Origin of the sequence: Nocardioides exalbidus (assembly GCF_900105585.1) — a bacterium.
Lineage (GTDB): Bacteria > Actinomycetota > Actinomycetes > Propionibacteriales > Nocardioidaceae > Nocardioides > Nocardioides exalbidus.
Map to the genome: position 1 here is coordinate 2,663,533 of NZ_FNRT01000002.1, position 24,769 is coordinate 2,688,301.

General features: G+C 72.1%; 25 protein-coding genes. 11 read left to right on the forward strand and 14 right to left on the reverse strand.

Annotated elements, in window-relative coordinates:
* Positions 1-8 precede the first annotated feature (8 nt).
* On the reverse strand, positions 9-641 hold the full coding sequence (locus BLV76_RS13085) for an isochorismatase family protein (protein WP_217630337.1): 633 nt from the start codon (positions 639-641) through the stop codon (positions 9-11).
* A 137-nt stretch (positions 642-778) separates the two neighbouring features.
* Here BLV76_RS13085 and BLV76_RS13090 point away from each other — a divergent pair, with 137 nt between their 5' ends.
* Positions 779-1,522 (forward strand): dienelactone hydrolase family protein, encoded by a 744-nt coding sequence (locus tag BLV76_RS13090; protein ID WP_245734665.1) that lies wholly within the window; start codon positions 779-781, stop codon positions 1,520-1,522.
* Positions 1,523-1,555: 33 nt separating this feature from the next.
* On the opposite strand, the gene BLV76_RS13095 is transcribed toward BLV76_RS13090, so the two are convergent.
* The 3 genes from BLV76_RS13095 to BLV76_RS13105 form a co-directional block, all read right to left on the reverse strand.
* On the reverse strand, positions 1,556-2,680 hold the full coding sequence (locus BLV76_RS13095; RefSeq protein ID WP_090969522.1) for a hypothetical protein: 1,125 nt from the start codon (positions 2,678-2,680) through the stop codon (positions 1,556-1,558).
* A 1-nt stretch (position 2,681) separates the two neighbouring features.
* The gene (locus tag BLV76_RS13100) at positions 2,682-3,044 is read right to left on the reverse strand and encodes a hypothetical protein (RefSeq protein WP_090969523.1); all 363 of its coding nucleotides are present in this window, start codon (positions 3,042-3,044) and stop codon (positions 2,682-2,684) included.
* A 91-nt stretch (positions 3,045-3,135) separates the two neighbouring features.
* Positions 3,136-4,182, reverse strand: a complete 1,047-nt coding sequence (locus tag BLV76_RS13105; RefSeq protein WP_090969524.1) for a YeiH family protein — start codon at positions 4,180-4,182, stop codon at positions 3,136-3,138.
* Positions 4,183-4,253: 71 nt separating this feature from the next.
* Between BLV76_RS13105 and BLV76_RS13110 the strand changes: the two genes are divergently transcribed.
* The gene (locus BLV76_RS13110; RefSeq protein WP_090969525.1) at positions 4,254-5,165 is read left to right on the forward strand and encodes a LysR family transcriptional regulator; all 912 of its coding nucleotides are present in this window, start codon (positions 4,254-4,256) and stop codon (positions 5,163-5,165) included.
* Here the strand turns inward: BLV76_RS13110 and BLV76_RS13115 are convergent, their stop codons facing one another.
* The 10 genes from BLV76_RS13115 to BLV76_RS13160 all read right to left on the reverse strand — a co-directional run bounded on the left by BLV76_RS13115 (position 5,166) and on the right by BLV76_RS13160 (position 16,188).
* Positions 5,166-5,492 carry a carboxymuconolactone decarboxylase family protein gene (locus BLV76_RS13115; RefSeq protein WP_245734666.1) on the reverse strand — a complete coding sequence of 109 codons (327 nt, stop codon included), beginning with the start codon at positions 5,490-5,492 and terminating at the stop codon, positions 5,166-5,168.
* Positions 5,493-5,502: 10 nt separating this feature from the next.
* A complete protein-coding gene (locus BLV76_RS13120) occupies positions 5,503-6,507 on the reverse strand; it encodes a zinc-dependent alcohol dehydrogenase (RefSeq protein WP_090972693.1) in 1,005 nt (334 codons plus the stop codon).
* Between the two features lie 14 nt (positions 6,508-6,521).
* Complete coding sequence (locus BLV76_RS13125; RefSeq protein WP_090969526.1) at positions 6,522-7,478, reverse strand: transketolase family protein; 957 nt, start codon at positions 7,476-7,478, stop codon at positions 6,522-6,524.
* Entirely contained in the window at positions 7,475-8,359 is an 885-nt protein-coding gene (locus BLV76_RS13130) for a transketolase (protein WP_090969527.1), read from the reverse strand. Before BLV76_RS13130 ends, BLV76_RS13125 begins: the two co-directional genes overlap by 4 nt.
* 27 nt (positions 8,360-8,386) lie before the next feature.
* A complete protein-coding gene (locus BLV76_RS13135; protein WP_090969528.1) occupies positions 8,387-9,859 on the reverse strand; it encodes an NAD-dependent succinate-semialdehyde dehydrogenase in 1,473 nt (490 codons plus the stop codon).
* Between the two features lie 84 nt (positions 9,860-9,943).
* A complete protein-coding gene (locus BLV76_RS13140; protein WP_090969529.1) occupies positions 9,944-11,350 on the reverse strand; it encodes an FAD-binding oxidoreductase in 1,407 nt (468 codons plus the stop codon).
* 109 nt (positions 11,351-11,459) lie between these two features.
* Entirely contained in the window at positions 11,460-12,587 is a 1,128-nt protein-coding gene (locus BLV76_RS13145) for an ABC transporter substrate-binding protein (protein ID WP_090969530.1), read from the reverse strand.
* Between the two features lie 145 nt (positions 12,588-12,732).
* Complete coding sequence (locus BLV76_RS13150) at positions 12,733-13,590, reverse strand: ABC transporter permease (protein ID WP_090969531.1); 858 nt, start codon at positions 13,588-13,590, stop codon at positions 12,733-12,735.
* The gene (locus BLV76_RS13155) at positions 13,587-14,420 is read right to left on the reverse strand and encodes an ABC transporter ATP-binding protein (protein WP_090969532.1); all 834 of its coding nucleotides are present in this window, start codon (positions 14,418-14,420) and stop codon (positions 13,587-13,589) included. The genes BLV76_RS13150 and BLV76_RS13155 overlap by 4 nt, the downstream gene beginning before the upstream one ends.
* Before the next feature lie 160 nt (positions 14,421-14,580).
* Positions 14,581-16,188, reverse strand: a complete 1,608-nt coding sequence (locus tag BLV76_RS13160) for a thiamine pyrophosphate-binding protein (protein ID WP_090969533.1) — start codon at positions 16,186-16,188, stop codon at positions 14,581-14,583.
* Between the two features lie 208 nt (positions 16,189-16,396).
* Here BLV76_RS13160 and BLV76_RS13165 point away from each other — a divergent pair, with 208 nt between their 5' ends.
* From BLV76_RS13165 to accB, 9 genes are all read left to right on the forward strand, one after another.
* Complete coding sequence (locus BLV76_RS13165) at positions 16,397-16,939, forward strand: 2,4'-dihydroxyacetophenone dioxygenase family protein (protein WP_217630338.1); 543 nt, start codon at positions 16,397-16,399, stop codon at positions 16,937-16,939.
* Positions 16,940-17,020: 81 nt separating this feature from the next.
* Positions 17,021-17,734: an SDR family NAD(P)-dependent oxidoreductase gene (locus BLV76_RS13170; protein ID WP_281246181.1), complete on the forward strand. Its 714-nt coding sequence runs from the start codon at positions 17,021-17,023 to the stop codon at positions 17,732-17,734.
* A 79-nt stretch (positions 17,735-17,813) separates the two neighbouring features.
* Positions 17,814-19,067 (forward strand): acetyl-CoA C-acetyltransferase, encoded by a 1,254-nt coding sequence (locus tag BLV76_RS13175; RefSeq protein WP_090969536.1) that lies wholly within the window; start codon positions 17,814-17,816, stop codon positions 19,065-19,067.
* Between the two features lie 45 nt (positions 19,068-19,112).
* Entirely contained in the window at positions 19,113-21,107 is a 1,995-nt protein-coding gene (locus BLV76_RS13180) for an acetoacetate--CoA ligase (protein ID WP_245734668.1), read from the forward strand.
* A 36-nt stretch (positions 21,108-21,143) separates the two neighbouring features.
* Positions 21,144-21,644: a MaoC family dehydratase gene (locus BLV76_RS13185; protein WP_090969537.1), complete on the forward strand. Its 501-nt coding sequence runs from the start codon at positions 21,144-21,146 to the stop codon at positions 21,642-21,644.
* 7 nt (positions 21,645-21,651) lie between these two features.
* Positions 21,652-22,809 (forward strand): thiolase family protein, encoded by a 1,158-nt coding sequence (locus BLV76_RS13190; RefSeq protein WP_090969538.1) that lies wholly within the window; start codon positions 21,652-21,654, stop codon positions 22,807-22,809.
* The gene (locus tag BLV76_RS13195) at positions 22,806-23,279 is read left to right on the forward strand and encodes a Zn-ribbon domain-containing OB-fold protein (protein ID WP_090969539.1); all 474 of its coding nucleotides are present in this window, start codon (positions 22,806-22,808) and stop codon (positions 23,277-23,279) included. Before BLV76_RS13190 ends, BLV76_RS13195 begins: the two co-directional genes overlap by 4 nt.
* On the forward strand, positions 23,272-24,066 hold the full coding sequence (locus BLV76_RS13200) for an MBL fold metallo-hydrolase (RefSeq protein ID WP_090969540.1): 795 nt from the start codon (positions 23,272-23,274) through the stop codon (positions 24,064-24,066). Before BLV76_RS13195 ends, BLV76_RS13200 begins: the two co-directional genes overlap by 8 nt.
* A gap of 170 nt (positions 24,067-24,236) precedes the next feature.
* Entirely contained in the window at positions 24,237-24,767 is a 531-nt protein-coding gene (accB, locus tag BLV76_RS13205) for an acetyl-CoA carboxylase biotin carboxyl carrier protein (RefSeq protein WP_090969541.1), read from the forward strand.
* Positions 24,768-24,769 lie beyond the last annotated feature (2 nt).

Consider the following 24,769-nt stretch of genomic DNA (forward strand, 5'->3'; position numbering starts at 1 on the left):
GGCGGGACTCACCCGGCGAAGACGGATCGCCCCTCGGTTGCCGAGGTCCCGAGGTCGCTCTTCGGCAGCGGGTCGCCGGCGGTGGCTGCGGTGATCCAGGCGTCGGTGGTGGCGACGGCCGCGAAGTTGGAGTGCAGCAGCACCATCAGCACGTCGTGGAGCTGCTCGGCCGAGACCTTGCCGGCCTCGTTGGCGAGGTGGATGGCGCCGGTCGCGTCCGAGAGCACCTCCGCCTCGAGGCCGAGCTCCTCGGCCGAGACGGCCGTGGCGATGTCGCAGTTGTTGGTCATGTAGCCCACGAGCGAGATCGTGTCGACACCCTGCGCCGAGAGCCACGCGGCGACGTCCGTGCCGGCGAAGACGCTCGAGCTGTCCTTCGTGACCCGCTTCCACGCCTCGGTCGCGCGCGACTCGACCTCGGGGTGGACGGTCCAGCTGTGCGAGCCGACGGCGAAGATCGGGGCGCCCTCGGGCAGCTCGTGCTGCACGAGCACGACCGGGATGCCCCGCTCGTTGGCCAGGTCGAGGGCACGCACGACGTTGGCCAGCGTCTCGTCGCGGTCGGGGTGCTGGATCTGCAGCACGCCGTCGAAGTACTCGTTCTGGACGTCGACGACGATGAGCGCACGCTTGCTGGGCACGGATCTTCTCCTGGGCGGGGGTGGGGGCAGGGCCTCCAGCATGGCCGCTCGTGCCTGAGCACGCATCCGAGGTTCGCCTGGTCGAGAGCGGCTGCTGCCGGTGCCGGCCTGACCGTCGTCCGGCTAGCCTCGGGCGCGTGCCCACACTGACGCTGACCATGCCCGACGGCAACGCCGAGGCCTACCTCGCCGCCGCGCCCGACGGAGCCCCCGCACCCGGGGTGCTGTTCGTGATCGACGCGATCGGGCTGCGGCCGCGGATCGAGGAGATGGCAGACCGGATCGCGTCGTGGGGCTACACGGTGCTGGCGCCCAACGTCTTCTACCGCGACGGTCGCGCCGCCGACGTCGCACCGAAGGCCGACCTGCGCGAGCCCGGCAACCGGGAGGCGTTCATGGGCGAGGCGATGCAGCGCGTCCGAGGACTGACCCCCGAGCTCATCGCGCGGGACCTCCCGGCGTACCTCTCCGCCCTCCGCTCGCGCCCGGAGGTGTCGGGGGACGAGGTCGGCGCCACGGGCTACTGCATGGGTGCGCGGATCGCGATCCGCGCGGCCGGCGCCGACCCCGGCGTGGTGGCCGTCGGCGGCTGGCACGGCGGCGGTCTCGTCACCGACGAGCCCGACAGCCCACACCTCGCGATCGCGACCGCCCGGGCCACCTTCGCCTTCGGCCACGCCTCGAACGACGGGTCGATGCCGCCCGAGGCCGTCACCGCGCTCGGCGAGGCGATCGACGCTGCCGGGCTGACGGTCGCCAACGAGGTCTTCCCCGGCCCGCACGGCTACTCGATGTCGGACACGTCGATGTACGACGAGGAGTCCGCCGAGCGGCACTTCGACAGCCTCCGGGCGCTGCTCGACTCGACCCTGCGGGGCTGACTCCCGCACGCCCGGTCGCCGACGACCGGTGACCTAGAGGTGCACCGGCGGCGGCGTCCAGTCGCGGTGGTTGGCGACGACGTCGGCCGCGTAGGACTGCAGCCCGATGTCGGCGAAGCCGGTCGTGTCGCCCGGCCGCTCCGTGCGCAGCTGGTCGAGGGTCTTGATCATCTCCTCGGTGATCCGCTTGAGGTCGTTGAGGAAGCCGTTGTGGATGTCGGAGGCGGTCGCGGCACTGAGCACCTCCATCTCGATGCTCTCGTCCGGGATCACGTAGGTCACCAGGCCGGTGACGAGGCTGACGCCACCACTGACGGCGGCAGCCGGCGGGAACAGCGCGACCAGACCGGTCACCGTGCTCACGTGGCCGAGGATGTCCTTCACGCCCTCGTTGCTCGTCATCGCCCCGGTCGGCCAGGCACCGCTGCGGTCCTTCCACGCCTGCCACTGCTCGAGCGCCTCCACCACCCGGTCGCGGCACTTGGTCGACGCCTTGACCATGTTCTTCTGGTAGCGGGAGATGGCCGTGGCGACCTGAGCGCTCGAGGAGGCGAGCCGCGCGGCCGCCTGGACGTAGAGGGCGCACTTCTCGTTGACGTCGGTCCAGAAGTCGTAGAACGACTCCGAGCTCTGCGAGGTCGCCGGCCAGTGCTGCTGCAGGTCGGTGAGCCACTGGGGGGCGTGGGGGTCGCCGGGCGCGGCCCAGCCCGCCTCGGGCTCCAGCTGCTGGTGGAGCCACTGGGTGAGGGCGTAGAGCGACTCGACGGGCGCGTGCATCGCCTCGGCGTCGGGCTCCCACACGTCGCGGGTGGCGCTGCGGTAGACGGTGGTGACGGCACTGTTGACCCAGCTGTCGTGGCGCTGGTTCCACACCGAGGTCAGGGCCTCCTGGAACAGTCGCTCACGGTCGGCGTTGGTGACGGTCTGCTCGTACCAGTCGGGGTGCGTCGGGTGCATGCCGACGTAGTTGGCCTGGGTCTCCCAGGCGTGCGAACCCGGGATGCTGAAGTAGCCGGGCATCCAGCACCAGCCCTCCTCGAGCGTGCGGCCCTGCTCGCCCTCGAACAGGTCGGCGCACCCCTCGTTGCCGTCGAGCTCGCCGATGCCGTCGACGATCTCGGTGAACAGGGGGTCGAGCTGGTCGAGGATCCCGGCCACGTCAGACCTCCGGACCGGTCGGCTCGGTGGCGAGCTCGGGGTCGCCGACGTACTGCGTGTGCTGGTCGAACCACGCCTGGGCCTCGGCGTCGACGGCCACGAAGTCGTCGGCGATGAGGTCGAGCGCGGTCGCGCTGTCGTTGAAGGTGCGCACCATCGAGCGCAGGTGGAGGAAGAGCTCGACGGAGATGTCGGAGAGGTCGCCGGCGATCGGGTGGTTGCCGGCGAGGGCCAGCTGGGCGGCGATCGGGTTGATCGCGCCCGAGTCGCTGGTGGCGTGCGCTGCGAAGTCCGCGGCCCTGGCCGGGAGCTCCTCGTGCGCGGCGCGGTAGATCGCGCTCATCTTGATGTCGATCACGGTCATGTGTGCGTCCCTTCGGTGTGCTCCGTTCGTACCCGTGCCGGGCGTCGCGGAAACACACCCGGAACCGGGGAGTCGCAGGGCGGCGGGACGGTCAGACGAGCAGGGTCACGAGTGCGAGGGCCACAGTGGCTGCCACGAGGGTCGAGATCGTCGCCAGCAGCAGGGCGCGGACCGGGACCGGCCACAGGTAGCGGGCGACGATGCCGGTGCCGAGGCCGAACATCGCGGCGCTGAGCAGGAGCGTGGTCAGCTGGCCTGCGAGGTCGAGGACGCCCTGGGGGAGGACCCCGGTCGTGCGGACCGCGACGGCGGCCAGGAAGCCGAGGAGGAAGAGCGGGACGAGCGGGCCTCGACGGGTCGCGTCCTCCGAGCGGCAGATCCGGGCCGAGACGAGCTGCACCGGTGCGAGCAGCGCGACGCGGGCGAGCTTGACCGTGGTGGCGGTGGCCAGGACCGTCGCCCCGCCCGCGCCGATGAGTGACGCGGCGGCGATCACCTGGGCGACCTCGTGGATGCTGGCGCCCGCCCAGACCGCGGTCTGCTCGTCGGTCAGGCCGAAGGCGCTGCCGAGCGCGGGGACCGCGCCGATCATGATCGTGCCGAACACGGTGACCAGGGCGACCGCGAGCGCGACGTCCTTGGGCCTGGCCCGGATCGAGGACTCCACGGCGGCGACGGCGGCCGCGCCGCAGATCGAGAAGCCGGCGGCGATCAGGGTGACCAGGTCGCGCTCGAGTCCCAGGAGCCGGCCGGCGAGCTGGGTGGCGGCGTACGTCGTCACGACCGTCGCCAGCACGACCGCGATGCCGGAGGCGCCGAGGGCCAGCACGTCGGTGATGGCGATCTTGAGGCCGAGCAGCACGATGCCCGAGCGGAGGAGGAGCTTGTCGAGCCGGGGCGCTGTGCCGACGACGTAACGGCTCAGGCCCGGGGTGTTCGCGGCGGCGACGCCGATGACGAGCGCGACCAGCAGCGGGCCCATGAGGGGCGCCGCGGTGCTGATCGCCAGGGCGACGCCCGCGACGGCGAAGGCGAGGATCGCGCGGCGGAGGTAGGTGGCGCGTCGCGACGGCGTCGTGGCGGACGGGGGCGCGGGCGACGTCGGGGTCGAGACGGTCTCGGGAGGGAGGAGGGCCACGGTCCAAGGATGTTTCGCACGACATAGTGTCGACTAGACGCGGACCCGGGGGCAGGTCATAATCGTTGCTTATGAGCAAGGAGCTGGACCTCCAGGCGCTGCGCCTCCTGGTCCTCCTCGAGGAGGAGGGCAGCCTCGGCGCCGCCGGCCGCCGCCTCGGCATCACGCAGCCTGCGGCGAGCATCTCGCTCCGCGCGTTCGAGACGCGCTGGCAGCTGCGCGTGGCGGAGCGGACGCCGCGCGGCACCCGGCTCACCCCCGACGGCGTGACGGTCGCGGCCTGGGCGCGAGACGTGCTCCACCAGATCGACACCATGCGAGGCGGCCTCCAGGCGCTGAGCGCCCGGCGGTCCCAGGGCGGCTCGGACCTCGGCGTCGCGGCGAGCCTCACGGTGGCCGAGTTCGTGCTCCCGCGGTGGATCGGCGAGCTGCGCGCCTCGATGCCCGAGGTTCACCTCCGCCTGCAGGTGCAGAACTCCGACCGGGTCGACGACCTCGTCCACTCCGGCGACTGCGCGATCGGCTTCGTCGAGTCGACGCGCGTGTCGGAGGACCTCGCCAGGCGGGTCGTGGGCACCGACCGCCTCGTCATCGTGGTGCCCGCCGCGCACCCGTGGGCGCGGCGCAGCACGCCGCTGTCACGCGACCAGCTGCTCGCCGCCGAGTTCGTCGTGCGCGAGGAGGGGAGCGGCACCCGCAGCACGTTCGAGCGAGCCCTCGCCGCCCAGCCCCGCATCGCGATGGTCGCCACGTCGACGACGGCGATGGTCGGTGCCGCGCTCGCCGGCGTCGGACCCGCCGTCGTGACGCCGTACGCCGTGCGCGCCGGGCTCGACACGGGCGAGCTCGTCGAGGTGCGCCACGACCTCGACCTCGAGCGGCCGCTCACCGCGATCTGGCGCCGCGACCGGCCCCTCGACGGCCCCGCCGCCGCGCTGCTGCGGATCGCGTGCCGCGCGGCCGGCGGGACGCGGCCCACCTGATCAGGGCTGGTCGTACTGCTTGAGCGCGAGCCAGCCGTGCGTCAGCGCGCCCCCGGCGCGGAGTGCGGAGGCGACCATCACGGCCTCGGCAACCTCGGGCTCGGTGGCGCCGGCCTTCTTGGCGGCGGTGACGTGGGCGTCCATGCAGTAGGGGCACTGGGTGGTGGCTGCGACGGCGATCGCGATGAGCTCCTTGGTCCTCGCGTCGAGGGCACCCTCGGTGCCGAACACGGCCGCGTCGAAGGCGCCGAACGCCTCGACCATCTCGGGCGCGGCCTGGCGCAGGGTGCGGTGGTACTGGCTGTCCTCGGTGTCGTGGAAGTGCACGTCTCTCCTTCTAGGGTCGTCGGTCCCTGGCGGGCACCAGGACCGTCTTGAGCCCGCGGCCGGCGCGGACGTCGTCGAGCGCCGCGCCCCACTCCTCGAGCGGGCGGGTGGTGGTGACGAGGTCGGTGAGGCTGACCGCACCAGTCTCGAGCAGCGTCCGCGCGCGGCGCCACGAGTCGGGGGTGGAGGCGAAGCCGGTGGAGATCGTGAGCTCCTTGTAGAAGACGACGTCGAGGTCGACCTCCACGGGCCGGCCCATGATCCCCATCAGCACGAGGTGGCCGCCGCGTCGCAGCCCGGCGAGGGCCGTGGCGAGGGCGGGCGCGCTGCCGGACGCCTCGACCGCGACGTCGTACTGCCCCTCGGGGACGTCGCCGGGCAGCAGGGTGTAGGCGCCGTGGCGCTCCGCGACGGCCAGCCGGTCGGCGTCCTTGTCGAGTCCCACGAGCGTGACGGCACCACCGAGGGCGGTCGCGACACGCGAGGTGAGCTGGCCCATCGTGCCGGGCCCGGTGACCAGCACCCGGTCGCCGGCCTGGACCCGCGGTGGGTCGAGCAGGCAGTGCGCGACGCACGCGAGCGGCTCGGCCAGCGCACCGTCGAGCTCCGCGACGTGGTCGGGGAGGGCGTGCAGGTTGTGGAGGGGTACGACGACGTGCCCGGCGAAGCCGCCGTTCACGAACGAGCCGATCGACCGACGCCCGGGGCAGAGGTTCGGCCGTCCGTCGCGGCACATCGGGCACGAGCCACACGTGCTGGCGTAGGTCTCGAGCGCGACCCGACGGCCCACCCACTCCGCGTGGCCGGGCGCGAGGTCGACGACGCCGGTGACCTCGTGGCCCATCACGACGGGACGCGCGTGGGCGTACTCGTCGTCGGCGAGGTGCAGGTCCGTGCCGCACACCCCGGCGGCCAGGACCCGCACCCTCACCTCACCGGGACCGGGGACCGGAAGGGGAACCGGTCGCACCTCGATCCCGGCAGCTCCGTCGGCCGTCTTCACGACGGCTTGCATCTGCGCCCCCGAGGTCACGCCGGCACCACGGCCACCTGCGACCGGACCGCCGCCTCGACCTGCTCGGCGACCCGCTCCGCGGACAGCCCGTAGCGGTCGAGCAGGAAGTCGTCGGGCGCCGACTCGGCCCAGCCGTCCGCGAGACCCAACCGGACGACGTGACGCGGGGCGTGGGTCGAGGTGATCTCCGAGACCAGTCCGCCGAGGCCGCCGAGCACCGAGTGCTCCTCGACGGTGACGACGAGTGACTCGTCGAGCAGGGCGAGGAAGCCCGCCGTGTCGAGTGGCTTGACCGTCGGGACGTGCAGCACGCGGGCTGCGATGCCGCGGGCAGCGAGCAGGTCGGCGGCTGCCAGGACGCGCGTGGTCTGGGTGCCGGTCGACACGAGCGTGACGTCGGCACCGGCGTCGACGTCCCGGACGACGTGGGTCCGACCGGGCTCGAAGACGTGGCCGGCCTCGAAGACCGGAGTCACCCGGTCGCGCGCGAGCCGGAGGTAGACCGGTCCGTCGAAGTCCGCCGCCCACCGGATCATCGCCTCGGCCTCGTGCTCGTCGGCAGGCGCGAGCACCGTCATGTGCGGCATCGCCCGCATGATCGCGAGGTCCTCGACGTCCTGGTGTGTCTTGCCGGTGCGACCGTTCAGCAGGCCGGCGTAGGACGCCACGACCCGCACCGGGAGCCGGGTCTGCGAGACCAGCATCCGCACCTGGTCGACGGCGCGGTGGGTGAGGAAGACGCCGAACGACGAGAGCCACGGCACGTAGCCGGAGGTGGCCATCCCGACGGCCATGCCGACCATGTTCTGCTCGGCGATGCCGACCTGGACGAAGGCGTCGGGCGCCTGCTCGGCGACGATGTCGGCCCGGGTCGAGGTGGCGAGGTCGCCGTCGAGGACGACGACGCGCGGGTCGGCGGCGGCGAGCTCGGCGAGCGTCTCCCCGAAGACCTCGCGCTGCGAGCGGCTCACGCGAGGACCCCGATGCCCAGCTCGTCGCGGGCCACCGTCAGCTCGTCGGCGGTCGCGATGCCGTTGTGCCAGCGGTAGCTGCCGGCGGTGAACGAGACGCCCGCTCCCTTCGTCGTCCGCGCGACGATGACGGTCGGGCGACCGGCGACGCCGCGGGCAGCGGCAGCGGCGGCGTACGCCTCCCGGATCTGCGGCAGGTCGTGACCGTCGACCACGAGCACGTGCCAGCCGAAGCCGCGGAACACCGCCGGCAGGTCGACGTGGCCCTGAGGCTCGCTGCGGTCGAAGCGGTCGCCCGGCTGCGGGTGCCAGCCGTACTGCTGCAGGCCGTTGAGGTCGACGACCAGGGTGAGGTTGTCGAGGCCGAAGCGGGGCGCGGACATGACCGTCTCCCAGACCATGCCCTCCTGGAGCTCGCCGTCGCCGACCATCACCCACGTGTGCTGGTCGGTGCCGGCGCGCCGGGCGGCAAGGCTCATCCCCGCGCCGACCGAGAGGCCCATGCCGAGCGAGCCGGTGGAGACGTCGATCCCCGGGGTGAGTCGCATGTCGGGGTGGCCCTGGAGCCGCGAGTCGCCTTGGTCGAACGTCGCGAGCTCCTCGACGGGGAAGTAGCCGCGCAGCGCGAGGGTGGCGTAGAGCGCGATCGCGCAGTGGCCCTTGGACAGGATGAAGCGGTCGCGGCCCGGCGCCTGCGGATCGGCCGGGTCGGTGCGGAGCTGGGCGAAGTAGAGCGTCACCAGCAGGTCGGTGGCCGACATCGGGCCACCGACGTGGCCGGCACCCGCGCCCGCGACGGTGTGGAGGACGTGCCAACGGACCTGCCGGGCAAGGGCAGCCAGCTCGGCGTCGGTGGGCGGGGGTGGTGCGCTGACCGTCATGCGGAGGTCTCCTGTGGTGGGTGCGGGTCAGAGGTCGGCCGCGATGTACTGCGACTCGAGGAACTCGTGGATGCCGGCGAAGCCGCCCTCGCGGCCGATGCCGGACTCCTTCATGCCGCCGAACGGGGCGGCGGGGTCGGACAGGACGCCCTTGTTGACCGCGACCATCCCGCTCTCCATCCGGCGCGCCACCTGGATGCCGCGGCCGGTGTCGCCGGAGACGACGTAGGAGATGAGCCCGAAGGTCGTGTCGTTGGCCATCCGGACCGCCTCGTCGACGGAGTCGAAGGCGATGATCGGGGCGACCGGCCCGAAGATCTCGGTGCTCGTGAGGGTGCCGCCGTGGGCGACGTCGTGGACGACGTACGGCGCCACGAACGCGCCGCCGTCGGGCGCGGCCTGGGCCTGGACGACCCGCCCGCCCTCGGACTCCGCGACCTCGAGCAGCTGGTGGACCTTGGCCTGCTCGCGGGTCGAGACCATCGAGCCGAGCTCGGTCGCGCGGTCGGCGCCCGGCCCCATCCGCAGCTCCGCGAAGGCGGCGGTGAGCCGGTGGCCGAGATCCTCGGCGAGGGAGGCGTGGACGTAGAGCCGGTTCGCGGCGGTGCAGGCGCTGCCGCCGTTGCGCATCTTCGCGACCACAGCGATCTCGACAGCCTGGTCGACGTCCGCGCCCTCGAGCACGAGGAACGGCGCGTTGCCGCCGAGCTCCATCGAGACCCGCAGCGCGCGCGAGGCCGTGCTCGCCATCAGCTGCTTGCCGACCGGCGTCGAGCCGGTGAAGGAGAGCGTCGCGACCCGCGCGTCGCCGAGGATCACGTCGGAGAGCGGGCCGGGGTCGGAGGTCGGGAGGATGTTGACCACACCGGCCGGCACGCCGGCCCTCTGCAGCACGTCGCCGATCCACAGCGCCGTCAAGGGCGTCTCCGCCGCCGGCTTGAGGATGCAGGTGCACCCGGCAGCGAGCGCGGGCGCGATCTTGCGGGTCGCCATGGCGGCGGGGAAGTTCCAGGGCGTGACGAGGTACGCCACCCCGATCGGGTGGTGGTCGACGATGATCGTCTTGTCGCCGCCCGGCGCCGTGCGGAAGTCGCCCCGGACCCGCACCGCCTCCTCGGCGAACCACCGGAAGAACTCGGCCGCGTAGGTCACCTCGCCGAGCGCGTCGCGCCACGCCTTGCCGTTCTCGCGGGTGATCAGCAGGGCGCCCGTCTCGGCCTCGGCGACCATCAGCTCGTGGGCCCGGCGCAGCACCTCGGCGCGCTGGCGCGGAGCCCGCTCGGCCCACGGCCCGAACGCGTCGTGCGCGGCCGTCACGGCCGCCCGGGCCTCGGCCTCGCCGGCGTCGGCGACGCGCGCGATCGTGGTCAGGCTGGCCGGGTCGTCGACGGTGAACCGCTCGGCCGTCGACTCCCAGGCGCCCCCGACCAGCAGGTCGAGCGGGATCCGGGGGAGCGGCCCGGTCACGGGGTCGGTCGTCACGCCGGCAGTGGCGCTCATGCGGGGCTCCTGTGCGGGGTGGGGTGGTCGGGGTGGTCGGGGTGGTCGACGAGGGGCTTCATCAGCCCGGTGGGACTCCGCCGGTCACGACCCCTCCGCGGGGTCCCGGGGGAGGAGCGCACCGGGGTTCAGCAGGCCGAGCGGGTCGAGGGTCGCCTTGATCGCGTGCGACACCGCGAGCACGTCCGGGCCGACCTGGGCGGCGAGCCCGCGGGTCTTGGTGCGGCCGACCCCGTGCTCGCCGGTGACGGTGCCGCCGAAGGTCGTCGCGAGCGCCATGAGGTCGTCGAAGGCGAGCCAGGCGCGGTCGCGCGCGGCCGCGTCGCCGGGCGGGTAGACGATCCCGGGATGCAGGTTGCCGTCGCCGGCGTGGGCGACGACGGGGATCTCGAGGTCGTGGCGGACGGCAATGGCGCTGATCTCGGCGAGCACCTCCGGGAGCCGGTCGACCGGCACGCAGATGTCCTCGGCGAGGAGGGTGCCGCGCGCCTCGGTCGCGTCGCCGGCGCTGCGGCGCGCGTCGACGAACATCAGTCCCTCGTCGGCGTCGTCGGTGGTGGCGACCTCCGTCGCGCCGGCCTCCTCGCACAGCGCCTCGACGGTCGCGATCTCCTCGGCGCGGGAGCGGCCCGGTGCGTCGGACTGCACGATGAGCAGGGCGCCGGCCTCGCGGTCGAGGCCGCGCGGAGAGTGGTCCTCGACGGCGTTGATCGAGACCCGGTCCATCAGCTCGAGCATCGCGGGACGGACCGTGCGCCCGATGCGGGTGACGGCGGTGCCGGCGGAGACGAGGTCGGGGAAGCTCGCCACGAGGGTCGAGACCTCGCCCTGCTGGGGGACCAGGCGCAGCACGGCGCCGGTCACCACGCCAAGGGTGCCCTCGCTGCCGACGAAGAGCTGGCGGAGGTTCAGCCCGGCGACGTCCTTCATGGTCTCGCCGCCGAGCCGGAGCAGCCGGCCGTCGGCGAGGACGACGTCGAGGCCGAGGACGTAGTCAGCGGTCACGCCGTACTTCACGCAGCACAGGCCACCGGCGTTGGTCGCGATGTTCCCGCCGATGGTGGAGATCCGGTAGGAGCCGGGGTCGGGCGGGTACCAGAGCCCGTGGCCCGCGGCGGCCTCCTTGACGGAGATGTTGAGGGCGCCGGGCTCGACGTGCGCGACCCGGCGGTCGGGGTCGACGCGGATGCCGCTCATCCGTTCGAGGGTCAGCACCAGGCAACCGTCGACGGCGGTCGCGCCGCCGGACAGGGAGGTGCCGGCACCGCGGGGCACGACCGGTACGCGGTGCTCGGTGGCCCACCGCAGCGCGACCTGGACCTGCTCGGTGCTCTCGGCACGTACGACGGCGCACGGCATGCCGGCGGCCAGGTCCTCGAACCGGTCGTGGCGGTACTTCTCGACGCGCACGGCGTCGGTGACGACGACCCCGGCGGGGAGGGCGGAGACCAGGGCGTCGACCGCGGACCGGGCGGTGGCGGTGACGGACATGGGGTCGCTCCTGATCTCGTGCCAGCGGGGGTGACAGGTGTCGGGACGTGCGGTGCCGCCGCGGCGGCGGGTGGAGGTGCACCCGCCGCCACGGGGAGTCGCGCCGGGATCAGCCCTGGTCGGGGTTGTCCTTGAGGTAGTCGGTCGCCCACGAGGTGAGGTCGAGGCCCTTCATGGCCTCCTCGGTGACCGAGGTGTCGACGATGGTCGAGTAGTCGACGTCGTCCTCGAGGATGTTGTACTTGCGCAGCCAGTCGTAGACCTCCTTGACCTCGGCGTCGGAGAGCACGCCGGGGGTGTCGGTGTCGGCGCCGGGCGCCGCGCAGATCGAGAAGAAGTTCTGGTTCCAGTCGGCCTGGTCGGCGAGCTGCTCGTCGTACTTGTCGGCGGGCGGGGCGACGTTGGAGAAGACGTCCCAGTGGTCGGCGACCACGCGCTCGGGGTCGTCGGCGCCGATCTGGCAGCCCTTGTAGAAGTTGCGCATGTAGGCCACGAGCGCGTCGTGCTTGGTGTCGAGCACCTCCTGCGTCGTGGTCTGCAGCATCATCCCGGGGAGGTCGGACATGGCCGCCTCGACCGGCTGGAGCGGCGCGTCGGTCAGCGCGGAGATGCTCTGCCACATGCCCTCCCAGCCGGCGATCGCGTCGACCGTGCCGGAGTTGAGCGCCTCGGCCATCGGCGCGCCCACGCCGATCGGGAGGATCTTGACGTCCTTGTCCGGGTCGAGCCCGACCTCGGCCAGCGAGCCGCGGACCATCATGTCGGAGGCCGATCCGAGGGCCAGGACGCCGATCTTCTTGCCCTTGAGGTCCGCGGCGGTCTCGATGCCGCTGCCCTCGGGGGCGACCATCAGGTAGGCCGGGCCGTTGAGGAAGCCGATGATGCGCAGGTCCGGGTCGAGCTTCGCGGCGGCGTACGCCGTCGGGGCGGAGCCCTGCGCCATGTCGACCTTGCCGGCGCTGAGCAGCTGGAGGCCGGCCGCCGCGCTCTGCGCAACGTCCCACTTGAGGGTGTAGCCGTCCGCCTTGTCCCAGCCCTCCTGGATCTGGACCGAGCCCCACGGGGCGCCCGACGGGCCGTTGGACGGGTCGCCGTTCACCCCGGAGAGGGAGGTGGTGCCATCGGCGTTGGCCTCGTCGCCGCCACCGCCACAGGCGGCGAGGGACACGGAGGCGATCGAGAGCACGAGCGCCGTGGCCAGGCCGCGCCGGGCGCGGCGGGTGGTGGAGAGGGTCATGGTCGTGAGACTTCCTGTGATGTGGGTAGGACCCGAGAGGCGCCCGCGTGCGGGCAGGGCTGACCAGCCGGACGCCGGACGAGCGGTGGTGAGTGCTCGCCGGTGCCCGCCTTCGCGGTCGGACGTGCTGGTGGTCGGGCGTCCGCTACTTCGGGACGATCGACCGGGGCATCACCTTGTGGAGGATGCTGACGGCCAGGTGGAGGATCGCTCCCGCCACGGCCAGGACGATGAGGACGGCGTAGACCGCGGCCGAGTCGCCGTAGGCGGCTCGCTCGGTGATGACGCGGCCGAGGCCGTACTCGGTGCCGACGATCTCGGCGGTGATGACGCCCAGCAGGGCGCCGACCACGGCGATGTCGAGGGCGGGGAAGACGTACGACATCGCGCGGGGGAGCCGCAGGTGGCGCAGCTCCTGGCGCTTGCTGGCGCCGATCGAGCGCATCAGGTTGTGCTCGTCGGGGTCCACGTCGAGGAGGCCGGCCATGGTCGCGCTGATGACCGGGAAGAAGGCGAGCGAGGTGCCGATGATGATCTTCGGTCCGTCGCCGTAGCCGAGCCAGACCACGAAGAGCGGCGCGACCGCGATCTTCGGGAAGGCCTGGAAGGCGAGGATGTAGGGGTAGACGGCCGTCTTGACCGAGGCGATGAAGGCCATGATCGAGCCGCCCACGATGCCGAGCACGAGGCCGATCGCGAAGCTCCACAGCGTGCCGCGGGCGCTGGACATGATGTCCTCGTTCCACACGCCGCCGAACAGGTAGCTCCTGAGCGCGTCCCACACGTCGGCAGGCGCCGGCACGATCAGCGCGGACACCATGTCGTTGGAGGTGGTGTACCACCAGGCCAGGAACACGATCGCGGGGACGATCAGCCGGAGGCCGAGGTTCTTGGCGAGGACGCCGGCCCGGCTGGGCGTGGGCAGCACGTCGGGCTGGGCCTTGCGGCTCTTCGGTCCCTTGCCCTCGTCGAGGGTGGACGTGGGCTCTGCGGTCATCGTCATGCGGACTCACCTCCGAGGGCGCCGGCCTTGCTGAAGTGGGAGCGGATGGTCGAGACCATCTCGAAGAACTGCGGGTCGGTGCGCAGTGCGGACGTGCGCGGACGGGGCAGGTCGATGTCGACGACGGCCTCGATGCGGCCCGGTCGCGGCGCCATCACGGCGACGCGGTCGGAGAGGTAGACCGCCTCGCTGATGTTGTGGGTCACGAAGATGACCGTCTTGGGGTGGCTGGTCCACAGGCGCAGGAGCTCGTCGTGCAGCACCTCGCGGGTGAACTCGTCGAGCGCGGAGAACGGCTCGTCCATGAGCAGCACCTTGGGCTCGCCGGCCAGGGCACGTGCGATCGAGACGCGCTGCTGCATGCCGCCGGACAGCTCGCCGGGATAGCGGTCCTTGAAGTCCGCCAGGCCGATGAACTCCAGCAGCTCGGCTGCCCGCTGGCGGGTCTCCTTCGTGAGCGTGCCGGCGATCTTCGCGGGCAGCAGGACGTTCTGCTCGACGGTGTACCACTTGAGCAGCGCCGCCTTCTGGAACACCACGGACACCTGGGGGTCGGGCTTCCGGACCGTGCGCTCGCCGACGACGATCCGCCCGCCGGTGGCGTGGTCGAGACCGGCGACGAGCTTCAGCAGGGTGGTCTTGCCGCAACCGCTGGGGCCGACGAGGCTGACGAACTCACCAGGCTTGACGACGAGCTCGGTGGGGCGGAGGGCCTCCACCGGCGACGCGCCGCGGCGCAGGTAGGTCTTGGCCGCTGAGTCGATCGCGATCTGCTCGGCGCCGCCCACGTGCGGGTGGGCGAGGAGCTTCTCGGGTGGTGCAGAGACCATCAGGACTCCGTTTCATCGAGGGGTGTGACCGGGTGGTGTCCGCGACGGGTGCATCGGTGGTGCGGGGGTGTGATCGCGGTCACAGCTCGGTTCGGGCAACATCTTGTTGGGTGAATCGGCAACATGTCAATGGATGAGGCGGGGTGTTTTGGGGTGGTCGTCACACGAACGATCCCGGCACGTCGTAGGGGTCGACCTGGACGTCGATGAGGACCGGGCGGTCGCGCTCGGCCAGGGTCGACAGCGCGGCCTCGAGGTCCTCCAGCGAGCGCACCGTGAGGCCGCGCGCACCGAGTGAGTCGGCCGCGGGTGCGAAGTCGGGCCAGTCGAAGGTGGAGATCGCGGGGTCGATGCCCTTGTTGACCAGCTGCACGTGCTCGGCGCCGTAGGCCTTGTCGTTGACGACGACCAGCACGAGGTCGGTGCCGGCCCGTACGGCCGTGTTGAGCTCGTTGAGTCCGGCGCTCATGAAGCCGCCGTCGCCCACCACGGCCAGCACCGGTCGCCCGGGCGCGCCGGCGTACGCGCCGATCGCGTTGCCCAGGCCCAGGCCGATGGAGGCGAAGCTGCAGGTGTGGACGTAGGCCGACGGGTGCGGCGCGCCGAGCTCGGCGTAGGCGGTGAGGATGAAGCGGCCGTCGTCGATGACGAGGGTGCGCTCGGCCGGGAAGGCCTCGTCGATGCGCCGCAGCACGGCGACGACGTCGAGCCCGCCGGTCCTCGTGGAACGCAGCGCGGGGCGCGGGTCCTTGAGGGCGAGGGCGAGCGTGTCGTCGGCGAAGCCGGTGGGGGAGTGCTCGATCTCGTCGAGGAGCTCGACGAGCGCGTCGGCCACGGCACCGGCGTCGCCGACCACGCCGACGTCCGCGGACGACCACAGGTCGGGGCGGCCGGCGTCGGTGTCGACGTGGATGACCCGCTTGCCCTGGAGCAGCGAGCCCTCGGCCGTCGTGAAGTCGTTGAGCGCCGCTCCGAACGCGACCACGCAGTCCGCGCGGTCCAACGTGGCGAGCGCGGTCTCGTGGGAGAGCGTGCCGCAGATGCCGAGGTCGTGCTGGTGGCCGGAGAACAGCCCCTTGCCGCGCAGCGACGTCGCCAGCGGCGCACCGATGCGTTCTGCCAGGGCGACCAGCTGGTCGCGAGCGTGCCGGGCGCCGCGACCGCCGAGCACGACGGGACGGCGGGCCGAGGCGAGGATGCCGGCGGCCTCCTCGAGCGCGTCCTGGTCGGGGCGCGTACGACGATGGCGCACCGAGGCGGGCGGCACGGGGGTGTAGTCGACCTCGGTCCACTGGAAGGTGATCGGGATGTTCAGCACGATCGGCCGCGACTCGGCCCAGGCCCGGCGCAGCGCGCGGGCGAGGTCGACTGCGACGTTCTCCGGGGTGGTCGCCGGCTCCCAGCCGGCGCCGCTCACCTGCACGACGCTGTGCTGGTCGATGCTCTGGAGGTGGCCGCGGACCTCGGGGTCGGTGTCGCCGGCGATGACCAGGACGGGCATCCGGGCGCGGGTGGCGTCGACCAGCGCGGTCAGGGCGTTGGTGAGTGCCGGGCCGTGGGTCACGGTGGCGACCCCGACCCGGTCGGCGGTCGAGGCGTAGCCGGTCGCGGCGAGCACGCCGGCACCCTCGTGGGCGGCGGCGACGTAGTGCCCGCCCGCGCTCTCCCACGCCTGGATGAAGTAGAGGTTGGCGTCGCCGAGGACACCGAAGACGTCGGTGATGCCCTGGTCGGCCATCGCCCGGGCCAGCGCCTGGTGGTAGTACATCTCGGTCCTTCCGGCGGCAGAGGCATCTGTGGTAGAAGTGATGCTCGCCACACACAACAGGCTGTTGTGCAATTCGTCAAGGTGTCATTCGAAAATCGGATACCCCCCTCCACTGGTGACATGGGTCATCCGCGTGGCGGTCCACTGCACATGCCGGAGAGCTGATCGAGAACGTCTCGAGAGCCGACCCCGAAGGAGAACGAAGCCCGTGAGCACCGCCGCACCCTCCGCCCGACCCGACCAGGACGCCGTCCCCTACGCCGGGGACCCGCTGCCGTTCGTCGTCGACGACCTCGTCGTCGGGGGCGCCCTCCACGAGGACGTCGACGAGCGGCTCTGGGTGCCCCAGGCGCCCGGGGTGGACTTCCGTCCACTGCTGCTCAACGTCACCCAGGGCTACTGGGTCAACATCCTGCGGGTGCGCCGCTCGGGCATCCTGTCGCGCCACCGCCACGCCGGCCCGGTCCATGCGCTGACCCTCATGGGCCGCTGGCACTACCTCGAGCACGACTGGTGGGCCGAGCAGGGGTCGTACGCCTTCGAGCCGCCGGGTGACATCCACACGCTCGAGGTGCCCGACGACTGCGTCGAGATGCGCACGCTGTTCCACGTCTCGGGTGCCTACATCTACGTCGACGTCGACGGCACTCCCGTCGGGGTCGAGGACGTCTTCTCCAAGCTCACCGCCGCCCGCACCCACTACGAGTCCACCGGCCTGGGCCTCGACGCTGTCGACGCCCTCGTCCGCTGACCCCCGATCCCTGAACTGGAGCACCCGCATGACCGACCGACTGAAGAACAAGACCGTCCTGGTGACCGGCGCCCTCGGGGGATCGGGTCGGCGACCGTCGCCCTCGCTGCCCGCGAGGGGGCCGGCACCGTGGTGCTGGCCGACCTCGACGAGGCGCGCGTCGAGGCGGCCGCCGCCGCTCTGCGCCAGTCCGGTGTCGGTGCCGTCGGCGCTGTGCTCGACGTGGCCTCCGAGCCGTCCTGGCAGGCCCTCGTCGCGCGGCTCGAGGCCGAGGTCGGGGGCGTGGACGCGCTCGTCAACAACGCCGGCATCACCAACCGGTTCGGTGTCCTGGAGACCGCCCTCGAGGACTGGGACCGCGTGATCGGCGTCAATCTCACCGGCGTGTTCCTCGGCATGAAGCACGCGGGCCGGTCGATGGTCGGCAACCGCGGCGGGAGCATCGTCAACATCGCCTCGTTCGCGTCCTACACCGGCTACCGCGCGGCGTCGTACGCCGCCTCCAAGTGGGCCGTGCGCGGGCTGACGCAGACTGCCGCCGACGAGCTGGGTGCGCGCGGGGTGCGGGTCAACTCGGTGTCGCCGGGCTTCGTGCCGACCCCACTGACGGAGAACGCGCCGAACCTCGTGCGCTCGTTCAGTGACGCCACGCCTCTCGGTCGCACGTGCGAGCCGGCGGACATCGCGGCTGCGGTGGTCTACCTCGCGAGCGACGAGTCGTCCTACGTCTGCGGGCACGACCTGCTGGTCGACGGCGGCTTCATGTCGAACACGATCCGGGACGTGAGGGCGTAGCCGTTGACATGGCGACGATTCACTCGTCACTATGTTGACCCAATCGCGTGACACCCGTCACAGCAGGTGAGGAGAGCGCATGTCGGACCGGGCCGTGATCGTCGCAGCCGCTCGATCGCCCATGGGGCGCGCCTACAAGGGCGCGTTCGCCGGGACCCGACCCGAGGACCTCGGTCGGCAGGTCATCGAGGCCGCGCTCGCCCAGGTTCCCGAGCTCGACCCGCACACCATCGACGACATCGTGCTCGGCTGCGGCCAGCCGGGCGGCGAGCACGGCAGCAACATCAGCCGGGTCATCGCCGTGCAGATGGGCCTCGACACCGTCCCGGCCATGACGATGACGCGCTACTGCTCAGCGTCGATCCAGGCGCTGCGCACGGCCCACCACGCGATCGCGGCGGGGGAGGGCGACGTCTTCGTGACGGGCGGTCTGGAGCTCGAGAGCCGCCACCGCCGCGGCACGAGCGACCACCTGCCGGCCGACGCGCAGGCGCTCGTCGGTGGCAGCTGGAAGCACCCCGGGTACGACGAGGCCGACGCGCGGGCCCGTGCCCACGAGCAGGCCGGCGACCTCTGGAGCGACCCGCGCGAGCGCGGCGAGCTGCCCTACGTCTACATGGAGATGGGCCGCACCGCCGAGAACGTCGCCGGGCTGAAGGGTGTCTCGCGCCGGGTGCAGGACGAGTTCGCCCTGCACAGCCAGCGGAAGGCCGAGGCGGCCATCGCGGCCGGATTCTTCAAGACCGACATCACCCCGGTCCGCAACGCCGCCGGTGAGTGGATCACCGACGACGAGTCACCGCGTCCGGGCTCGACGATCGAGGAGCTCGCGGCGCTCCAGCCGGTCTTCCGGTCGGCCGAGGAGGGCGGCACCGTCACCGCCGGCAACGCGTGCCCGCTCAACGACGGGGCCGCCTCGATCATCGTGATGCGGGAGTCGCGGGCCCTCGAGCTCGGCATCCGGCCCCGCGCCCGCATCGTCGCCAGCGGCGTCAGCGCCCTCTCGCCCGAGATCATGGGCCTGGCCCCGATCAAGGCCTCGCGCCAGGCGATGCGCCGAGCCGGGATGAGCATCGACGACCTCGACCTCGTCGAGCTCAACGAGGCCTTCGCGGCGCAGGCGATCCCGTGCGCCGACGACCTCGGCATCCCCGACGACAAGCTCAACGTGCACGGCGGGTCCATCGCCATCGGGCACCCGTTCGCGATGACCGGCACCCGGCTGGTCACCACCCTCCTCCACTCCCTCGAGGCGCGCGACCAGCAGACCGGCCTCGCCACCATGTGCGTCGCCGGCGGCCAGGGCATGGCCCTCGTCATCGAGCGCGTCTGACCGAGTCGTCGTACTCCCACCCCCTCTGATCCTGGAGCCACCCCGTTGACCCTCACCGCTGCCCCCGACCTGGACCAGGCGCCCTCCGAGGTGCTGTGGACGCCGGCCGACGGCCGCCGCGCCACCGCGCTCGACGGCTTCCTCGCCTGGCTCGTCGAGCACCACGACCTGTCCTTCGACGGCTACGAGGCGTTCCTCGAGTGGTCGGTCGACCAGCACGACACGTTCTGGTCGCTGCTGTGGGACTGGGGCGGCCTGCCCGGCACCGGGCACGTCGCGCTGCGACCGGAGCAGCGTGACCAGGTCTTCAAGCCGGAGTGGTTCCCGGACGCCGAGCTCAACTACGCCGAGTGGATGCTGGCGATGCCGGGTCGCGCGGACGACGACGTCGCCCTGCTGGGCTACTCCGACAGCCGCGCCGACTCCACGCTGACCGTCGCAGAGCTCCGCGACCTGGTCGGCCGGATCCAGGAGGGCCTCCGCGCCGCCGGGGTCGGCCGGGGCGACCGCGTCGCGGCCTACCTCCCCAACATCCCCGAGACGGTCGCCCTGCTCGTCGCCAGCGCCGGTGTGGGCGCGGTGTTCACCTCGTGTGCTCCCGAGTTCGGCGTGCAGAGCGTGATCGACCGCTGGCGCCAGATCGAGCCGAAGGTCGTGGTCGCCATCGACGGCTACCGCTACGGCACCAAGGACGTCGCCCGGCACGAGGAGGTCGCCTCGATCGTGGCCTCGCTCCCGTCGGTCGAGCGGCTCGTGGTGCTGCCCTACCTCGCCGGTGCGCCGGCCGTCGAGGGCGCGACGGCGACCTGGGCCGAGCTCGTCGCGACGCCCGCCGAGCCGGTCGCCGAGCGGGTGCCGTTCGACCACCCGCTCTACGTCCTGTTCTCGTCCGGCACGACGGGCCTGCCGAAGGCGATCGTCCACGGCCACGGCGGGATCACCCTCGAGCACCTCAAGTCGCTGGCCTTCGCCCACGACGTGCAGCCCGGCGACCGGATCTTCTGGCAGACCACCACCGGCTGGATGATGTGGAACCTCGTCGTCTCCGGCCTCGGCCTCGGCGCCGCCGTCGTCACGACCGACGTCAACCCGACCGCCCCCGACGTGGGTGCGCTCTGGCGGATCGCCGACCACGCCGGCATCACCCACTTCGGCACCTCGCCCGGCTTCCTCCAGCTGTGCCGCAAGGCCGGCTTCGTGCCGCGCGAGGAGGTCGACACGTCCGCGATCCTCCAGCTCGGCGTCACCGGCACGGCATGCCCGGGCGACCTGGCCGCGTGGGGGTGTGCGTCGATCTCCGACGACGTGCGCCTCATGTCCGGGTCGGGTGGCACCGACATCTGCTCCGGCTTCGTCGGGGACTCGCCGGCCCAGGACGTGCGCACCGGCCGGATGGCGTCGGCGTACCCCGCGGTCGCGGTGACGGCGTACGCCGCAGACGGCACGCCGCTCGTGGGGGAGCAGGGCGAGCTGGTGATCACCAGGCCGATGCCCTCGATGCCGATCGGCTTCTGGGGCGACGTCGACGACGCGCGCTACCGGGCCGCCTACTTCGAGGACTTCCCCGGGATGTGGCGCCACGGCGACTGGATCACCTTCTGGGAGGACGGGTCCTGCGCGATCTACGGTCGCTCCGACGCGACCCTCAACCGCGACGGTGTGCGCCTCGGGACGGCGGAGTACTACGAGCTGCTCGACGCGATGCCCGGGGTCGACGACGCCCTCGTCGTGCACGCCGAGCCCAGCCCCGGCGAAGGCGGCAGGCTGCTGCTCTTCCTCGTGCTCGCCGACGGCCACGCGCTCGACGACGACCTGCTCGGCCGCATCCGCGGCGCGATCAAGTCCAACCTGTCGCCGCGCCACCTCCCCGACGAGGTCCTCGCGATCCGCGACGTGCCGCGCAACCTCACCGGCAAGCGGCTCGAGGTGCCGGTCAAGAAGATCCTCGAGGGGGCCGCCGTCGCCGACGTCGCCACCCCCGGTGCCATGCAGAACCCCGACTCGCTGGACCAGTTCACCGCGTTCGCGGTGCGGTCCTGAACCACCATCCCCCCATGTAGAGGAGAAGAACGACCCATGCCCGACAGCACCTACGACGAGACCAACTCCGTCTGGCACAACACCTTCCTCGGCCGCCCCCTCGTGGTCGGCGAAACCGCGGAGCGCACCCGGACCATCACCCAGGACGACGTCGACGCGTTCGCGAAGGCCAGCGGCGACTACAACCCGCTGCACTTCGACGACGCCTTCATCGAGGACTCGACGATGTTCGAGGGCCGGATCTCCCACGGCGGCCTGATCATCGGCGCCATCAGCGAGGTCGGCGCCCAGGACATCCCCGGCCCGGGCAGCGTCTTCCTCTCGGTGAACTGGCGCTTCGTCGCGCCGGTCTACATCCCCGACGAGGTCGTCTCCCGCGTCGAGGTGCTCGAGGTGCGCCACGACAAGCCGATCGCCAAGCTCAAGCAGACCGTGACCCGCTCCGACGGCCAGGTCGTGCTCGACGGCGAGGTGCTGACCTACATGTCGCCCCGCAAGTCGCTGGTCGCCGCGGCCGAGGCCGAGAAGACCTCCTGAGCCTCCCGTGAGAGCGCCACTTGCCACGATCGTCGGCATCGGCGAGCTGACCCCGCGGCGGTCCACCACCGGTGAGAGCTCCCTCGGCCTGATGGCCGAGGCGGCCGCTCTGGCGGTGGCCGACGCGGGGCTCGGCCACGACGACGTCGACGGCCTCCTCGTCGGCCAGCAGTACGGCGAGATGCCGATGCACGTGCCCGCCTCGGTCGCGGAGTACCTCGGGCTGCACCCGACGATGGCCAACGTCGTCGACCTCGGCGGCGCGAGCGCCGCCGGCATGGTGTGGCGCGCGGCGGCCGCCATCCGGGCGGGGATGTGCGAGGTGGTGCTGTGCGTCGGCGGTGCGGCTCGTCCCGCGACGGGGTTCCCGAAGTCGAGCTACCGCGCCCCGATCCGGGAGTACGACGTCCCCTTCGGCGCCAGCGGCGCCAACACGACGTACGCGATGATCGCGCAGGCGCACATGGACACCTACGGCACGACGGCCGAGGAGCTCGCCGAGATCGCCGTGCGGGCGCGTGCCAACGCGCAGCTCAACCCGGCGGCGATCTTCCACGGCACGCCGATCACCGTCGACGACGTGCTCGACTCGCCGATGGTGAGCGCACCGATCCACATGCTCGAGGCTGTCATGGAGGCCGCCGGCGCCAGCGCCTTCGTCGTCGTCTCGCCCGAGCGGGCCACCTCGCTCGGCCGGGCCGGCGCCCACCTGCTCGGGGCGGGGGAGAAGGTCACCCACCGAGCGCTGTCGGGTGCGCCGGCGATCACCACCGGTCCCCTGAAGGACGCGATGGCCCGCGCGATGGCCCAGGCCGGCGTGGGCCTCGCCGACCTCGGCAACTACCAGCTCTACGACTGCTACACGATCGTCGTCGGCGTCACCCTCGAGGACCTCGGTGTCGTGGGGCCCGGCAAGTTCGGGCCCTGGCTGGCCGACCACGACTTCTCGCCGACCGGCGACTTCCCGCTGAACACCCACGGCGGCCAGCTCGGCTTCAGCCAGTGCGGCCTGGCCGGGCCGATGTCCCACGTCGTCGAGGCGGTGCGCCAGCTCCGCGGCGAGGCGGGGGAGCGCCAGGTCCCGGACCCGCGGCTCAGCATGGTCACGGGCAACGGCGCGACCCTGAGCGAGGCCGCCGCCGTCGTCCTGGGAGGGACCCCGTGACCATCCTCGAGACCTTCGCGGACCTGTCCGTCGCACCGCCGACCCCGACGGCGGAGTCGCAACCCTGGTGGGACGCCCTGCGCGCGGGCCGATTCACGGTCCAGTCGTGCGGTGCGTGCGGCGCGGCGCAGGGCTATCCCCGCACCCGGTGCGTGCGCTGCTGGTCCGACGACCTCTCACTGGTCGACGCGACCGGCCGGGCCGAGCTCGTCACCCACTCGGAGGTGCATCGTCCGGGCCAGGCCTCCTGGGGCGTGCTCGCTCCCTACTACGTCGGTCTCGTCCGGCTCGAGGAGGGCGCGACCCTGCTGACGCACCTGCTCACCGACGACCTGCCCGACGACCGCCGCCCGCGCGTCGGCGACCGCTGCGACGTCGTACCGACACGGGTCGGGGAGTGGGTCCTGCCGTTCTTCCGGGTCCGCAATAGCGTCGAGAGCACCTCTCCAGAAAGGCACGGACATGGCTGACTCGGTCAAGCTCTACACGTTGGGCGTGGGCGACGCCTTCACCACGCGGCACTTCAACACCCACGTGCTGATGGACATCGACGGGCGCGAGGTCTTCCTGGACTGCCCGCCCTACCTGCCCAAGATGCTCGCGACCAACAATCGCGAGGGCACCCGCCAGGTCGAGCACACGCAGTACAGGGAAATCTTCATCACGCACATGCACGCCGACCACGTGAACGGGCTCGAGGAGCTGGCCTACCTCCAGTACTACGTGACGGAGAACCCGATCAAGCTGTACGCCCCGCAGTGGCTGCTGAGCGACATCTGGTCGAGCCTGCGTCCCTCGCTCGAGGAGTCCGCACGCGGTGACGGCGGGCTGGCGAACTTCGACTGGTTCTTCGACGCCCAGCCGATCGAGCCGGGGATGGACCTGGGCGGCTTCACCGTCGACTTCACCGAGACCCGGCACCACCCGCGGTGCCTGCAGTACAAGTTCGACTTCGGCGGCGTGAAGTTCGGCTACGCGCCCGACGCCGGGGTCGACAAGCAGAAGTGGGCCTGGTTCGACGACTGCGACCTGGTCATGCACGACGCGTGGTTCGGACCCACCGACGCCCTCGGCGCCGACATCCGCAACCTGCACTCGCCGATCGAGGACCTGCTCTCGATGCCACAGGACTTCCAGGAGAAGACCCTGATGGTGCACTACGCCGACGGCGCCTACGACGACGACCCGGACCAGCCGAGCGAGGACATCGGGCACTACCGGCTCGCGCGGCAGTTCCACACCTACGACCTGAAGTAGCCCCACCCGGTCCGCCGGCGACCAGCGCGGGGAGCCACACCTCCTCGCGCCGGGTCGTCGTACCCACAAGAGACGACACCATGTCTCTTGACACGACATAGTGTTGACTCATAACGTGACAGCCGTCACTCGTCGGTCGGTCCGACAGTGCTGAGAAGGAGAACAAGACGATGGCCAAGACGTCCGGCAAGGCCTCCAGCGGGCTCACCTTCGACACCGTCGTCGAGCTGCTGACGATGCTCGACGGCTCCGACCTGCCGACCCGCGTGGTCTACAAGGACGGCCCGCTCCGCCTCGAGGTCGAGCGCGGCACGGTCCACGCCCCGGTCCCCGCCCCGGCTCCCGCGCCGGCGCTCGTCGCCGCGCCTCCGGCTCCCGCTCCTGCCGCACCGGCTGCCGCTCCTGCTCCTCCCGCCGCCCCGGTGCACGACGCCCCTGCGGTCGCCGCCGACTCCGAGGGTCGCGGTGAGCCCGTCACCGCTCCGATCGCCGGCGTCTTCTACCGCGCGCCCAGCCCGGACGCCCCGGCCTTCGTCGAGGTCGGCCAGCAGGTCTCGGCCGACGACGTCATCGGCATCGTCGAGGTGATGAAGCTGATGAACACCGTCCGTGCGGGCATCACGGGCACGGTCGTCGAGGTCTGCGTCGACAACGCCGAGCTCGTGGAGTTCGAGCAGGTCCTGGTCCGGATCGAGGCCTGATC